Annotated in this window: 12 protein-coding genes; 4 read left to right on the top strand and 8 right to left on the bottom strand. The window is 59.3% G+C overall.

Annotation, left to right across the window (positions count from 1 at the left end; genetic code table 11):
• Positions 1–1,158, bottom strand: coding sequence for an efflux RND transporter periplasmic adaptor subunit (locus J2857_RS20980; protein ID WP_210012035.1), 1,158 nt, complete (start codon positions 1,156–1,158; stop codon positions 1–3).
• A gap of 183 nt (positions 1,159–1,341) precedes the next feature.
• Between J2857_RS20980 and J2857_RS20975 the strand changes: the two genes are divergently transcribed.
• The 4 genes from J2857_RS20975 (at position 1,342) to J2857_RS20960 (ending at position 5,689) form a co-directional block, all read left to right on the top strand.
• A complete protein-coding gene (locus J2857_RS20975; RefSeq protein ID WP_210012034.1) occupies positions 1,342–2,013 on the top strand; it encodes a response regulator transcription factor in 672 nt (223 codons plus the stop codon).
• Positions 2,013–3,350: a sensor histidine kinase gene (locus tag J2857_RS20970; protein ID WP_432420175.1), complete on the top strand. Its 1,338-nt coding sequence runs from the start codon at positions 2,013–2,015 to the stop codon at positions 3,348–3,350. The genes J2857_RS20975 and J2857_RS20970 overlap by 1 nt, the downstream gene beginning before the upstream one ends.
• 255 nt (positions 3,351–3,605) lie before the next feature.
• The gene (locus tag J2857_RS20965; RefSeq protein ID WP_210012032.1) at positions 3,606–4,439 is read left to right on the top strand and encodes a DUF3313 domain-containing protein; all 834 of its coding nucleotides are present in this window, start codon (positions 3,606–3,608) and stop codon (positions 4,437–4,439) included.
• A 404-nt stretch (positions 4,440–4,843) separates the two neighbouring features.
• Entirely contained in the window at positions 4,844–5,689 is an 846-nt protein-coding gene (locus J2857_RS20960) for a MipA/OmpV family protein (protein WP_210012446.1), read from the top strand.
• 133 nt (positions 5,690–5,822) lie between these two features.
• Here J2857_RS20960 and J2857_RS20955 read toward each other — a convergent pair whose 3' ends face one another.
• From J2857_RS20955 to J2857_RS20925, 7 genes are all read right to left on the bottom strand, one after another.
• On the bottom strand, positions 5,823–7,478 hold the full coding sequence (locus J2857_RS20955) for an alpha-keto acid decarboxylase family protein (protein ID WP_210012031.1): 1,656 nt from the start codon (positions 7,476–7,478) through the stop codon (positions 5,823–5,825).
• 33 nt (positions 7,479–7,511) lie between these two features.
• Positions 7,512–8,336 (bottom strand): MBL fold metallo-hydrolase, encoded by an 825-nt coding sequence (locus J2857_RS20950; RefSeq protein WP_210012445.1) that lies wholly within the window; start codon positions 8,334–8,336, stop codon positions 7,512–7,514.
• 88 nt (positions 8,337–8,424) lie between these two features.
• Positions 8,425–9,447, bottom strand: a complete 1,023-nt coding sequence (locus J2857_RS20945; RefSeq protein ID WP_210012030.1) for a sugar phosphate isomerase/epimerase family protein — start codon at positions 9,445–9,447, stop codon at positions 8,425–8,427.
• Positions 9,448–9,582: 135 nt separating this feature from the next.
• On the bottom strand, positions 9,583–10,521 hold the full coding sequence (iolE, locus tag J2857_RS20940) for a myo-inosose-2 dehydratase (RefSeq protein ID WP_210012029.1): 939 nt from the start codon (positions 10,519–10,521) through the stop codon (positions 9,583–9,585).
• Positions 10,518–11,045, bottom strand: a complete 528-nt coding sequence (locus J2857_RS20935) for a hypothetical protein (protein WP_245363637.1) — start codon at positions 11,043–11,045, stop codon at positions 10,518–10,520. The genes iolE and J2857_RS20935 overlap by 4 nt, the downstream gene beginning before the upstream one ends.
• Positions 11,042–12,166, bottom strand: coding sequence for a ferritin-like domain-containing protein (locus J2857_RS20930; protein ID WP_210012028.1), 1,125 nt, complete (start codon positions 12,164–12,166; stop codon positions 11,042–11,044). Before J2857_RS20930 ends, J2857_RS20935 begins: the two co-directional genes overlap by 4 nt.
• Positions 12,167–12,240: 74 nt before the next feature.
• Positions 12,241–14,112, bottom strand: a complete 1,872-nt coding sequence (locus J2857_RS20925) for a GMC oxidoreductase (protein ID WP_210012027.1) — start codon at positions 14,110–14,112, stop codon at positions 12,241–12,243.
• Positions 14,113–14,127: the final 15 nt, after the last annotated feature.

The raw sequence follows: 14,127 nt of genomic DNA, 5'->3' as shown, positions 1-14,127 counted from the left end.
TCAGCCGGCCTTCGAGATCGTGACGGTGACGTCCGGTCGCAGCTCAGGCAGCGGCACGGTCACGATCGTGTCGCCGTAAGCCAGGCCTTCGGAAATCTCGAGACTGTCCTTTCCGCCCCATCCCGATCCGACAGTCACCGGCTGGCGAACGAGGCGCCCTTTTTTCAGCTTGAGGACATAGTCTCCTGTCTCGTCCCTGCGCAGCGAGATAGCTGGTATCACAATCGCGTCTTCATTTTGCCGGATCAGGATCGAGCCGGTCGCGAACATTCCACCACGCAGCCGAGCGCCACCGTTGGAGAGCCGGACATAGACCGGAATGAAGCGCGTACCGTGATCGGCGACGGGACTGATGCGCTCCACGTGTCCGGCGACGGTTTGCCCGTCAACCCCGTCGATGTGCAGTTCTGCCCGTTGACCCACGGCAATGCGGTTTACATCCCGCGTGGAGACCAGAATTTTTGCTTCCAGAATGTTCATATCGACGATCGTGAAAAGTTCTGCGCCAGCGCCGACGCGAGAGCCCTTATTGATCGCCCGATTTGAGATCACTCCGTCGAACGGCGCCAGAACTTCGGCATCCCACAAAGCGGTGCGCGCGATGTCCGCTTGGGCTGAAAGGCTCTTCAGTCTGGCCGTCGCGGCGGCAACCTCGCTTCGCGCCTTGTCGAGCTGCTCCTGGCTCGCGATGTTCTTATCCGCGAGTTGTTCGATCCTGTTGAGCGACTGCATGGCAAGCAGCATCTCCGCCGCTGCTACATCGCGATCCCCTTCACGCTGCTTGAGGATTGAGTGGAGATCGCCCGTCTCGAAACGTACCAGCACATCCCCCGCTTTGACCGCCTGTCCCGCGACGGCGCGAACCTCTATGATTTTACCTCCATCCTTGGCGTGCAGGACTGCACGATTGATCGGCTCGAGGTCCCCACTGACGCGCAACCGCTCCACCATTGACGTGGGCCGGATGTCAGCGACCTCCGAGGGGGCCAGTTCCAGCGGTTTATCGAGCTGGTTTGCCGCGACCGCCGCGACGACCTCTTTCACCCGCTCATTCGCATCGACCGTACCGCGTGCGGGATCGATAAACACGACAGCGAGGTAGATGCCTCCCAGGAGCATCCCCGCCTTGGTCAATCTCATCGTCCATTTCAAAGCCATAGCGACATTCCTTGGATCTAATGCACGGCCACCTGCGGGTGCCGCCTCGCGTTTCGCGACTGGATGGCTCCGGTTGCTAGGCTTCGACAATTGCAGCAGCATTACCTGACGGTTCTTTTGTCCCCCGTAATGCTGCCGTAATCTTCGCGGCAGAGAGGGATGGGGCAAGAGAGCGAAGGGACGATGAGACTCTTATTGATTGAGGACGAGAGAGAACTTGCGAACGCGCTGTCGGCGGCGCTGAGCAAGCATGGCATAGTCACCGATCACACCATGCACCTAGCCGACGCTTTCGAATTGACGCGCCAGAACACCTACGATGCGATCCTGCTGGATCGGCGTCTGCCCGATGGGGAAGGGCTGACCTTCATTCCGATGCTGAGGCGGGCGGGCACTGACACGCCGATCATCGTGCTGACGGCGCGCAACGAGCCATTGGAGCGTGTCGAAGGGCTTGATGTCGGGGCGGACGATTATCTGGGCAAGCCGTTTCTTGTGGACGAGTTGATGGCGCGATTGAGGGCGGTTCTGCGACGGCCGCCAACTCTGACGGAACTGCAAATCACGGTCGGCCGGATGGTGATCGATCCCCTGCATTTGAGCGTGACCGTCGAAGCGACCCCGCTCGACCTGCCCAGGCGCGAACTTCTCGTTCTGGCGGCGCTTGCCAAGCGGAAGGACAAAACCGTCCTTCGATCGACCCTTGAGGCGGCAGTCTACAATTATGAAGAAGAAATCCAGTCGAACGCGCTCGATGCGCATATTTCAAGACTGCGCAAACGACTGCTGGATGCCGGCGCCGGCGTCGCGGTTCACAATATCCGAGGCGTTGGATATCTCCTGAAGGAAGAATGATGCGCCTCTCGAACAGGTCGAATCCGTCCCTTTGGTGGAAACTCAGCTGGCAGCTCAGCCTTGTTATCGTCGCCGTGGTTGCCGCGGTGATCATCGGGCTTTGCGTCTGGGCAGCTACGATCATGTCGCCTAACATCGCCATGGAAGAGGAGGTCGGTTCAGCGATAGCTGCGGCCACGTCGCGCGACAGCCAAGGACGTTTGGAGTTGCGAGAAACGCTGGAGCTAAAGGCGCTCAAGGAGCAGAACAGTGCGCTTTGGTATGTGGTGGCCACGATAGATGGTGCGTCCGTGGCCTATGGCACCATCCCCCCACCCTATGCGGATCTCGCGCATCTGGTCCATCTGTTCAACGACGCAGACATACGGAACTCGGCTGCGACAAAAGAGGTCGCGACGATCGATAATGCCGAAACAGCGGTCGGCGAGGTACGGATTCTTTTTGGTGGTGTGGCTGGCAAAGGTTGGCCAGCCTTCACTCTTTTGACCAGGGCCTATCCGATCTATGTCTCTCTGCTTGCCGTCGCTCTGCCAGCGCTCTTCCTTACTGTTCCGCACATCGTCGGTCACGCGCTCGCAAGGGTGAGCGATGTCGCTGACAAAGCATCGCAGATCGAACCCCGTCAGCATGGAGCACGCCTGCCGGTAGAGGGTATTCCAAAGGAAGTCGCGCCGCTGGTGATCGCATTCAACGGAACGCTTGAACGGCTGGAGAATGAGTTCAGGAAACGCCAGCGCTTCCTGATCGACGCGGCGCATGAGCTTCGGACGCCGATCGCCATCATGCAGACGCGGATCGATGGAATGCCCGAGGGCCAGGAACGCAGGCGATTGTTGAACGACGTTGCGCGTTTGGCCGAGACGGCCGAACAGCTCCTCGATTTTGAGCGCAACGACCAGGCGACGGATCTCCAGGAAACGGTCGATCTCATCGAGATCGCACGAACGGTGGTTGCCGACCTCGCCCCCCAGGCGATCGCCGCCGGCTATCAGATCTCTTTTCAAAGCGAGGTGGAAAGGCTCGAACGTCACGGCAGCCCCTCCGCTTTACCGAGAGCGATCAGCAATCTGGTGCGCAACGCGATCGACCACGGCGGCAATCGGGGAATGATCACCATCTCGGTCTCGGCCGGCGGGCGGATCGATGTGGCCGATGAAGGGCCCGGCATACCGGCCGAACATCAGGAGCTGGTTTTCGAACCCTTTTATCGCGTCACCCCCCAAAGCAGAGGAGCAGGCCTCGGTTTGAGCCTGGTGAAACAGATCGTCGCAAACCACCGGGGTCAAGTCAGCCTCAAATGCGGTTCGACCGGAACGCAGGTCGCGATCGAGCTATGATAAGCGACCCATCCGCAATTTTTGACTATAGGCTGTTTCCTACGGATGGCGCCTCACTCGTCGCCTCGCCGGGTGACACCTCCTATCCGGCAGATCGATGGTTCCTGTCGGCGATACCACCATTGCCCAGCGATCTGTAATGCTGCGGCAATCCTTGCTCCGCACTGTCATCCCCGGAACATCCGTGAAGGAGGCAGAAGGCGTGCGCAGAATCCATTCATTGAATCATTTCTCCGGATTGTAGGGGCTCCACCCATGTTTGCTTTCAGATCTTTATGTTTCGCCGTGCCTCTGACCCTGGCGGTAACCGGATGTACATCGGTGCCCCTGAAGGAAGGAGGTACCCTGACCTCCTACAGCAACCTTGGCGTGCCGAAAGGAACGTTCGGCAAGAGGCGCCTCTACGTTGACGGGCGGCATCTGGCCACGGTGAAAACCGTCAGCATCGTGCCGACAGCATACTCCTTCAGCGCCGCATCCCGGATCAAATCGGAAGCCGACCGCTCGCTGGTGTCGAACGCACTCGACCGGGCGCTCTGCGTCGCGCTCAGCGACAAGTACCAGATGGTCTCGACCGGCCAACCGGCGGATCTGACCATCCGATCGGTCGTCACCGACATTGTCCCGACGAACAAGGCGATGGCGGGGGTGGCGACCGCGGTAACCGTCGGCACCGGCTTTGTCCTGCCCGTCAGCGTGCCGCGTTTGCCCTTCGGCCTCGGAGGATTGGCCATCGAAGCGGAGGCCGTCGACGGAGGCGGCGCCCAGAGCGCGGCGATGGTATGGGCCCGCGGCGCAAACTCGATCCAGAACAACCCCCGCGTTTCGGAGGTCGGAGACGCTTATGGCCTTGCTTCGAAGTTTGCGAGCGACTTTTCCCGAATGCTGATTTCCGGCAAAGAGCCGAAAGGACTGAGCCTCTCCCTTCCTTCGAGGCAGCGGATGCAATCCTGGCTCGGCGGTAAACCGAAATACTCCGCGTGTGACGCATTCGGCCGAGCGCCTGGATTGGTCGGCGTCGTCGCGGCCAAATACGGCGCGCCGCCGGAATGGACCGACAAGAAGCCCAAACCGCTCATGACACACTGACGCTCCCCAGCCGCAGGCCGGCACAGGCGTTACCGAAGCCGTTGCGCTTTTTACGGAGGAACGGCGGTCGGACCCTCCAGCGACCAGCCGACTCCGTAAGGCGGCATGGACGGGCGGAGCAATGGCCGGCACCCCCAAGGTCTTGTTCCGCCCGTCCGCTGCTTGCCGGCATTGGCAGCAGGATTCCCCGCCATCCCTTCGTCCGGCCGCACCCACATCGCCGGCCGATTTTCATCGGGGCCTGTAATGTTGCGGCAATTCTCCAACCGCAATTTCTCTCAGAAACCATATCCCGGTTTCCTTAGCTTTTATAATCAGGAGTTATTTTGGTGAGCCAGCATGATCAACATCATCCGGAAGACCGGCATCGCAATACGGTCTTCAGCGGAGTTGGGGCTTCCAACATCATACTACGAAAGTGGCCGATAAGGGCCTCGATCGCGGCATTGGCCGCAGCCTCGGCATTAATTCCGACCGAGTCACTCGCGGCCGACCTTGACGCAGCCGATGCAGCGATTGCCCCTCCCGAGCAGTTCGATACCGTACGCTATGGCGGCATTCGCGGCAAACTGCATGACTGGAAGGTGACGATCGGCCTCGGAGCAATCTATCTGCCCGAATACGAAGGATCCGACGAGTTCAAGGTGCAGCCGTTTCCGCTTATTTCCGCCCAGTTCGGCGAGCGTGTGCACCTGGATACCGGCGGCCTCACCGTCGATCTGTTCGAAACAAACGGCTTCAGGATAGGCGTGACGGGTGGCGTTGACATGGGCCGCAAGGAGGACGACTCGGATTACCTGCGTGGTCTGGGTGACATCGACATGGGGGGCGTCGCCGGAGGGATCGTCAGTTATGAGATCGGTCCGTTCGGGGTCTACGCCAAGTTGGACAAGACCATAGGCGGCAGCGAGGGATTGACCGGCACTTTTGGCGCGAAAGCTTCCCATCGGTACGAACGGTTCATCTTCTCAGCCGATGTGTCCGGCACCTGGGCCGACGACAAGCACATGGAGTCATATTTCGGGGTGACCTCGATCCAGTCAGCTCAGTCCGGCCTGGGGGAATACGAAGCGAAGGCCGGGATCAAGCGCGTCGATCTCAAGGGCTCCATCACCTACATGATGACCGAGACCTGGAGCGTCACGGGCGCCGGCGGCGCCGGCTTCCTGCTCGGGGATGCCAAGGACAGCCCGATCGTCAAGGACGATATTCAACCTTTCGCCATGCTGGGCGTAGGCTACCGGTTCTAAAAACAAATGAGATCATGCGGCAGCTATGACGGCTGCCGCACCTCCGAAGTCATCTCACCATGACGGATCATGTGCGGTCATGAACGCCTCAACTGACCGTTGGGGTGCCTTCCGGCGTTTATGCGTTCACCGCCTAGTTCTGTTTCCACATTGCATTATCGGGGATGGACCGGCTGGGCACGACCACCTGTATGATTGACGGACTGTTCACGTTTTCCAACGCGCCGAGGATCGCGTCCTTGAGTTCGCCGTATGTATGCGCTTCCCAACCTTGGCACCCGAAGACATCGGCGAGCTTCCTGTAGTTCCAGCGGTGCAGGATGCACGAGTTGCGGAACGGCGTGTCGGTTCGAAAGACCGATGCATCGGCGAGCCACTGCTCGACGCCGTAGACCCCGTTGTCGATGACGAAGATGATCGGATTCAATCCGAATCGGGTTTGCGTGGAGAGACATTGCGCGGTCATCTGGAAGCCACCGTCTCCCGAAAAAACCATCACCCGCTGGGACGCGTCCTTGGCGAGCGACACACCAGTCGCAGCCGGCCCCATATAACCTATCGCCGAATAGGAGGATTGGACGATGAAGCCCTGGGGAGCGGCGATCTTGAGCAGCATGCTTCCGAAATAGTTCAGGCTTGCGTCGCTTCCGACGATCGTATTGCCGTCGATGTAGTAACGAATGAAATCGTAGAAACCCTGATAGCTGATCTCCTCCGTCAGATTGCCGAAGGCCGGCTCCGGGTAGTTTTCCTGCGGCAGATCCCGGTGCGCGCACGTCAAGTTCTTCTCAAGCAAGCCATCGAGCAGACCGGCCAGTGAAATCTGGGCGTTGAACACCGCGCCGTACTTGAACGTATCGAGAGAGACAAATGCAGTTTTTTCAAAATCTATGGGCCAGCCGAGATCGTTGATGTCTGTCAGCCAGACGCCGAGCGCCAAGACGAAGTCGGAGTTTTTCATCAGTTCCTGGACTGAGGGCGATGAGGATTGCCCGTCGAACACGCCGGCGAATTGTGCATCCTCCTCCGACAGGATCGCTTTGCTCAACAACTCGGTAACATAGGGGATCTGCAGCTGCCGGATCAGCTTTTCCGCCGTGTCCTGAAGCCCGAGCCGGTCGACCTCGACACCGATCCAGAGCAGCGGATTGGAAGCCTGCTGCAATCTTTCGCCGATCTGCGCGATCGTTTGAGCCAGGCTGTCCGGGTCGGACAAGACCGGTGCAGCGCTCAAGGCGCCGGAAGGAGGCTGGCATTCCAGGTCCACCATATCCTCGAGCAGTTCGATATAAACCGGACGCCGCTGCGTGATGCACTGAGTCAGAGCATAGTCGATCAGCATGGGCGCGAGATGAGGGCTGTCGATGCGCACCGCGGCGGCCGTGATATACTCGAAGACCTGCCGATCCGTCTCGCGTCCACTGATGAAGTGGTGGGCGCTGTAGCCGGTCTGGTCGAAGGTGAGCGTTTTCTTGATGCTTGGCGCCCCGTTGATGAGAACGACCGGTACTCGTTCGACAAAGGATCCGGCGATGGCATTGGTCGCACAAAGCGCACCGGCGGAATAAGTGACGCAGAGAGCTCCAATCCCTTTCAGCCGCGCATATCCGTCGGCGGCATAACCGGCGTTCAGTTCGTTGACCTCTTCTATGACCTGGATGCCGCTCGTCTCGACATAGCTGGTCACCCATTCGATCGAATAGTCTCCAGCAACGGAGAACAGGTGCCGCAGACCCAACTCGTGAAGCCTGTCGACCAGATACCGCCCAACCGAGTATTTTTCGCCCATGGCCTGTGCTCCCATTTGTACGAAAGATGAAGGCTAGAATTGACGCACGTTGCCGAAGAGACGCGGCATGTAGATGTCGAATATTGCCGGGCATTTTCGTTCGGGATACTGTTCGAGCATGAAGCGCTTGAACTCTTCGTTCACCAATCCCCGGCCGGCGGCGTCCATGGCGACGGTCAGATATTCGATGTTTCTTGCGACTTCGTTCCTGTCGGCCGGGACACCATGTCCGGCCAGAAACAGGTCGTAGTCGCTAAGCAGCATCCCCTGCAAAACCTGTATCCAGTGATTCATGCTTTGCGTCAGATAGAGATGGGTGCCGCTGTAGATCAGATCCTGCGCGATGAACACGCCAAGATCGGGAAGTGCTATGGCGAGAAGAAAATCTATCTCGGTATCCACGACCTTATCGAAGACGTATCTCACGCCGTCGATGATTTCCTCGCCGGCGCACACCACTTCCTTGGGTATGGGGACGGTATCCGGTGCGAGGTTGCCCATTTTCCAGTGGTCTTGCCTGGAGGCCTCGCCATCTTCCTTCAGAAATTCGACGGTCTCCGCGAGTGCATAGATGGGAATGTCGTCGAAGGCGGCTGCAAGGCCGAACCAGTGATCGGGATGCCTGTGCGACAGATAGATCCGATCGATGGGCTTGCCGATGCTGTCGGCATATTCCCGGAATTTCAGGGCGTAGGGGACGAGAAACTGTCCGTCGACGAGGACAAGCTTGTTCTCGCTTTCGATGATGTGCGTCGCGTTGGCGATATTGTCATCGGTAAACGAGGAGATGAACGTGTGAAACCGCACACCGCCTATTCGCCGCGCGATGACGATGGGATCGGGCAATTGCGCTACCATCGAAGCCTTCCTCTCTCGAAAATCATTGGATGCGGGATCAGATCGACCTGGCAGCCCGGACAGGCTCCGACAGGCCGGCCACTCGCCATCACCTGCTGGGCGACCGGCCAAAAGCCGCGAGCTTGTCTTCCAATGTCTTCAGCCCGCTACGAGCGACATCGTATGCGCTGTCGCGTCCCGTCTCCGCCTCGTCTTCGCCGGGCCGCCAGAAACGTCTGCGTGTCATCCTCATCGAGCTGTCGAAGGGTGGGATGGCGTTGAAGACTTCCACCAGATAGGGGCCGGTATAAACAGGCTCGATCTCGCCCAGCATGATGTCCCAGGGAATCCAGCTATCGGTCACCGCGCCGCGGTCCGGTGCCGAAATATGGATGTAGTTGAGCTGGCTCTTGCGTACGGCCCGGGCAATATTGTCCTTGAAGATCGCCGGGCCCTGGCTTTCCATCACGACTTGCGCCGTGTCGATGGTCACGCCGCACATGGGAATGTCATAGGTGTCCAGGAAATCGAGTGCGTCCGAGACCATGGTCGTGCCCGGCGTTTCCCAGTTCTTGACCGGTTCGATGGCGAGTTTCACTTTCTTTTCGCGCGCATATTCCGCCAGTTCCTTGAAGGGGGAGCTGGCCGCCGCGTAACGCGGCTTCAGCCAGTCCTGGAGCGCATCGCTCCAGATCTGGTCACCTGAATCGGTCAGCGGAAACACGCCATAGGGATAGAGGAAAGGACCCGACATGATCGTATCCTCTCCGCCGAGCACCAAGGTAATGTCGACGCGTGACTTGAGATAGGCCAGAGCCTGCCTGCGCTGCTCCTCGTAAGGCGATGTGGGATCGAACGTCCGCGTGGTGCCGACGTTGGTCGTGAATCTCGTATCCCTGAAGCCCGCGTGATCGAATGCCCTCTTCAGACGGACATAGTCGTCGACCTCGGTACGATGATCAACCCCGGCCGGCCCGGTGGCGATGTGAAGATCGAAACCGGTATAGCCCATCTCGGCGAGAGCCTGCAGATGCCGGATAAGTATCCGTGTATAGGCCTCGTCATTCGGCCTCAGGTCCGCCGTAAACATGAAGAAGCTGAAATATATGTCTCGCTTGAATGGCTTTTCCATCGTCATCGCTCCAGCTGTCTCTAGGTTTTGAAGTCCGGTTGATCTTCGTGACCGAATTTTTGGATGAGCACGGCTGTCTCACCATCTGTGATCTTGATGCGAAGCTCCTGCTGCGGGAAATTGCCGTCGCCGGGATCACCAGCCGAGTAGCTCGCGCAAATACGCCCGCCCCATTTTCGCGTATTGCAGCGGATTGGCCTTTGCCGGGTCCTGCTCGGCCTCGACACAGATCCAGCCGGCGAAGTCTGCCGCAGCCAACGCCCCGAGGATCTCCGGAAAGGTGCGGATCGAACCATCACCGGGCACGGTGAATATGCCCGCCTCTATCCCCTGCTCGAAGGACAGCCCCTTCGCGTGGATTTCCGCAACGACATCTGCGCGCATGTCTTTCAGGTGAACATGCTTGATGCGGTGAGCATAGGTACGGGCAAGCGCCAGCGGATCGACGCCGGCCGCGGCCTGATGCGCGGTATCCAGAAGCATGTTGACCACGCCGGGATCCGTCTCATCCATGAGCCGGTGGATCGCTTCCGTTTTCATCACCCCGGTTCCCAGGTGCGGATGATAGCAGAGCCGGCGATTACGGGCCTTCGCCTTCTCCCCCGCCTCGTGCAGGCCTTCGATCAATCGTTTCCACTGATCCTCGGAGAAGTCGGGACAATTGGGAAACAGTGCGACGGGAAGCGGGTTGACCGCTCCGCCGAACTCCGAAACGACCAGGTCGGCCCTTCGCGGATCGTCACTGTCGCATTCCATGGTTTCCAGAAAGTCGAGTTGATTGTCGACATTGCTCAGCGTGTGCTGCTTCATCGACTTGATGGTGAAATAGGTGCTGACCCATGGTTCGGAAATCCGGAGCCCCCTCAGTTCGAGTGCAGGCCGCAAGACATCTGGATCAGTCGGATATTTGTGTCCGACTCCACATCCGACATAACCGGCCAGCGCCATTTCGCTCAAAGCCTGTTCGTAAGGGATACCGATATCGATGTTGATGAAATCGTCATTCCACCAGAGCGTGGGGATGACGCCCAGCCAGACCTTGTCGGGCGTCAGGCGATGCAGATTTGTTGTCATGACATGATCCCAGCATTTTGAGGGTGAACGGAAACGGCATCGGGCTTTGATGTCGGGGAACCGGGAAAGGTCGGAATTTTCGGAGGATAGGCCCATGAGCCGTAGCCCGGCGCCTTGGCACCGGCAGGGTGGGCGCCGATCGCCTTCCAGAGCAACCCTTCGATATAGGCGTCGGGAGAAACCACGAAGGTCGCGTCCGCCGACTTGGGCCCAAAGCGTTGCGTCCAGGCGTAGGGCAGTTCGAACCAGGTGCCGGAATACCAGAGTTTGATCAGCGCTCGCGCCACATCGCCCAGCAATTCGCTTCCCAAGATGGTCGCACGCAGCGCTTGGGCACGCGTGCCGTCTTCGGGCGGGGGCAGAGCGACGAAGGCGGCCAGCAGCATGTCGGTTATTTCGCCGCCGACAACCGTATCGAGCGTGCCGAGATAGCGTTCTGCAAGGCCTGTCCCGAGAAGATCGAAACGGGAAAAGGCGGTCAATTCGGCCGAGAGGCCAAGAAATGCCTCGACACGGTTGCTCATGCGACAGCCCCCGCCTGGCATGCGACGCATGGACCGGCAGCATCTCTCCCGATCTCGTAGGTAGGGCTGCCGTTCAGGCCGGGGTGGCCCGGCAACGGATTACGGATGAGCTCGAGCATCATGTTGCGGAACTCAAACATAATAGGCACGGCCTCGAGCAGCAGGCTCGGCTGCCCGTTATAGGCGAGCGTCAGAAGCTTCAGGAATTCTCCGTAGCGGTGGTTGAATGCGATGGTCGCCTCGCGCAATTCCGAGCCGTCGGAAATCTCCGCCACTTTCAGGTTAGGCTTGATGGGATAGGCGCCGTCCCAATCAACCTGCAATTGCGGGCCGGTCGGGTGGCCGGGCTTGTCGCCCTTTAGGTAATACCGGCCTTTGACGAGCTCGTCGAAACGATAGTAGTGGGCGAGTTCGTGCTCATCATCGTCGTAAATGCCACCACCGTCGCCTTCACCCTGTTCGATGATGAGTTCGAGGGCGTCGATCGCGCTTTTCAGGTCGACAACGGGAAACAATTCGCCGCCGCCGGAATAATAGTATTCCGACGTGACCTGGCGCGATCTATCCCCCGTGAAAATGGTCTGGCCTTCCCGCTGCGCCCTCCCCTCCAGCTCTCTGATACCGTCCACGATGGCCGCGTAGAACTCGCCGATACTGTAGAAATGCAGTTCCTTGTTGCTCGGATGGCTGCCAAGCATGGTTTTATGCGGGGGAATTTTGCGGTGAAGCAGCGGGTTGCCGGCTTTCAGGCGTTCAGGACGCGTGGCAGGCCGCTCGATTTTCAGGAAGGTCGTCAACGCCTCCCGGCCGAACGCCTGGATGCCGACCTCGAAATCCGTTTCACCATCCGGCAGGTAAGCGGGATAGCTGGCAACGAAATCCGGCCGTGTGAGGTCCGGCGTGCCACCAACGGCATTCAGAACATTGGCTGCGATGGTGAGATGCAGCATCTCTTCCACGACGATCACACGCAGAACCTGTGCCGCGTCCTGATTGACGCCGGGTATGATCGAATAGAGCGCAGTCAGATAGGGCGGGATTGTTGCGTGTTCGAGCTGCATCGCTCCATGGAGAATCTCTTGCAGCTCGTCAAGCGTCCTAATGCTGCTGTGCGTATGCATGCTCAAGCTCCGTTGAATGTAACTTGGGTACAAGGGACCGTGCCGGTGTGGCCGCGCATCTGCGGCCGTTTTTCTCAATGCAGATACTTCAGGATGTCCCGGCCGCTGCGGAAGCACATGGCCGCCAACGTCAATGTGACGTTGGCCGTGCCGATCGTCGGCATGCTGCCGCCGCCCACGAGATAGAGGTTTTCATGGTCCCAACTGCGCTGGTTTCTGTCCACGACCGAGTTGGTTTTTGTCGTTCCCATGATATGTGTGCCGGCGAGGTGATTGCCCCCACGGATCGCATAGCCTTGCCCCTCGTAGGCCACGTAGCCGAAGTCGCTGGGGGCATAGCTGGTATGATCCTGAGCGCCGAGACGTGCAAAAACGGTCCGGGAAAACTGGCGGGCATAGGCAGCACCCCTCATCGTGTATTCCGGCACGGTGAAGGACAGGATGGGCCGCATGTTGCCTAACGCGTCCGTGAATTGCGGATCCACCGTGATGCGATTGCTTTCGACGGGCAACACCTCCAGCATGACCGCCAGCAGCAGCTGCCGCGAGATGCGGTCGATCAAGCCTCGCCGCAGATCCGCGCCATACAGGTTCCGGTCGTCCACCAATTCGAGAAGATCGGAGGTCGGCGCCCCCGTTGCCCAGCCCCAGCCGTCATTGTGGATATCGATGGCGAACGCTGCCTGCTTTTCGCGGAAAGGACCATCCCTCAAATCCACAATGCCGCCCGTTGAGCTGGTGCCGCGCATCGTGCCGCAAATCTGCGGCATCAGTGCCCAGTTCAAGAGATAGGCATGGTCCATGAGATTGCGTCCGACAAGGCCGCTGGTGCTGCGCAGGCCGGATGAGAGCATGAGGCGCGCCGTTTCGATAGCACCGGCCGCAAGCACGAAGACCTTGCCCTTCACCGTGATCGTCTCATGCGCCGGAGAGGCAGAGTCGTTATAGACCTTCACCTCCAGAGCAACAACTTTCCCGCTGTCGGGATCGATGACCACCTTGGATGCGACGGCCTGCGGCAGCAGTTCGACCAGCGACTGGCCGCTCTTACCCCTGATCCGGAAAGCCTTGGCAAGCGTTTTGCCGGAGTGGTAACGGGCCTGGACGGGACAAAGCGGCACGCAATTTGTGTTGCCCTGGCAGCGGCCTCCCTCTTCCACCTGGTGCGTATCGACCGCGCCGATCGGCCTGTAGCCCCTTCCGCCGTCATAGGCCGGATTGGGGATGCCATTGCGGGCTTGCGGATAAGGCCTGACCTTGAGCGGATAAATTTGACCGTAAAGATCAACGCTTGTGCCATCGATACCGTTGTTGACCTGCTGGTCCAGATAAGACAGCGGAAGGCCGCGCATGGGAAAGACATAGTCGTCGGGGAAGGTCTGTCCCAGGTAGCTCTGGTCCTCGACATCGGCCGAGACGCCGATCTCCTGCTCGGCCAGGCGATAATCCTCCTCGATCTCTTCGAAGCTCAGTGGCCAGTCCAGCCCCTGCCCAAAATTGGTGCGGGACTTGAAATCGGAACGAAGCATGCGGGGGGTCTTTGCCTCCCAGTGCATGGTCGTTCCGCCGAAAATGCGGGTATATGTAGTGTCGCTCACATAAGGGCCGGATTGAACGATATAGGTCGAACTGTCGGTCTCTCCCGCCTGCAGCTTTCGGAGCTGCGGACTGCGAGGCATGGCCGCATTCGCATTCACGGGGAATGGCGATTGGTTATCCTTGGTCGCGGCGGAGTAGAACGTCGTCAGGAGATCGTCGTAACCGACGAGACTGCGGTTGACACCAGTTCCCGCCTCCAGGACCAGCACACGCTTGCCCGCTTCTGCGGCCTGCTTGGCGATGATTGCGCCGGATATACCGGAGCCGACGATCACGATATCGTAGTCGCTAGACCCGGCGACAGCCTGGGGGTCAGCTCTCAGCGCCGATTCAGATGGAAAAAGCACTTCAGTCCTCCATAT

The organism is Neorhizobium galegae, assembly GCF_017877055.1.
Taxonomy (GTDB): Bacteria; Pseudomonadota; Alphaproteobacteria; order Rhizobiales; family Rhizobiaceae; genus Neorhizobium; species Neorhizobium galegae_D.
Note: the sequence above shows the minus strand (reverse complement) of the source record. Positions and strands in the feature narration are given on the sequence as shown.

Excerpts from the sequence above, each read along its gene's own strand:
- J2857_RS20970 (WP_432420175.1), top strand. The coding sequence starts at position 2,013 with ATGCGCCTCTCGAACAGGTCGAATCCGTCCCTTTGGTGGAAACTCAGC.
- J2857_RS20950 (WP_210012445.1), bottom strand. The coding sequence starts at position 8,336 with ATGGTAGCGCAATTGCCCGATCCCATCGTCATCGCGCGGCGAATAGGC.
- J2857_RS20965 (WP_210012032.1), top strand. The coding sequence starts at position 3,606 with ATGTTTGCTTTCAGATCTTTATGTTTCGCCGTGCCTCTGACCCTGGCG.
- J2857_RS20955 (WP_210012031.1), bottom strand. The coding sequence starts at position 7,478 with ATGGGCGAAAAATACTCGGTTGGGCGGTATCTGGTCGACAGGCTTCAC.
- iolE (WP_210012029.1), bottom strand. The coding sequence starts at position 10,521 with ATGACAACAAATCTGCATCGCCTGACGCCCGACAAGGTCTGGCTGGGC.
- J2857_RS20935 (WP_245363637.1), bottom strand. The coding sequence starts at position 11,045 with ATGAGCAACCGTGTCGAGGCATTTCTTGGCCTCTCGGCCGAATTGACC.
- J2857_RS20975 (WP_210012034.1), top strand. The coding sequence starts at position 1,342 with ATGAGACTCTTATTGATTGAGGACGAGAGAGAACTTGCGAACGCGCTG.
- J2857_RS20945 (WP_210012030.1), bottom strand. The coding sequence starts at position 9,447 with ATGGAAAAGCCATTCAAGCGAGACATATATTTCAGCTTCTTCATGTTT.
- J2857_RS20980 (WP_210012035.1), bottom strand. The coding sequence starts at position 1,158 with ATGGCTTTGAAATGGACGATGAGATTGACCAAGGCGGGGATGCTCCTG.
- J2857_RS20930 (WP_210012028.1), bottom strand. The coding sequence starts at position 12,166 with ATGCATACGCACAGCAGCATTAGGACGCTTGACGAGCTGCAAGAGATT.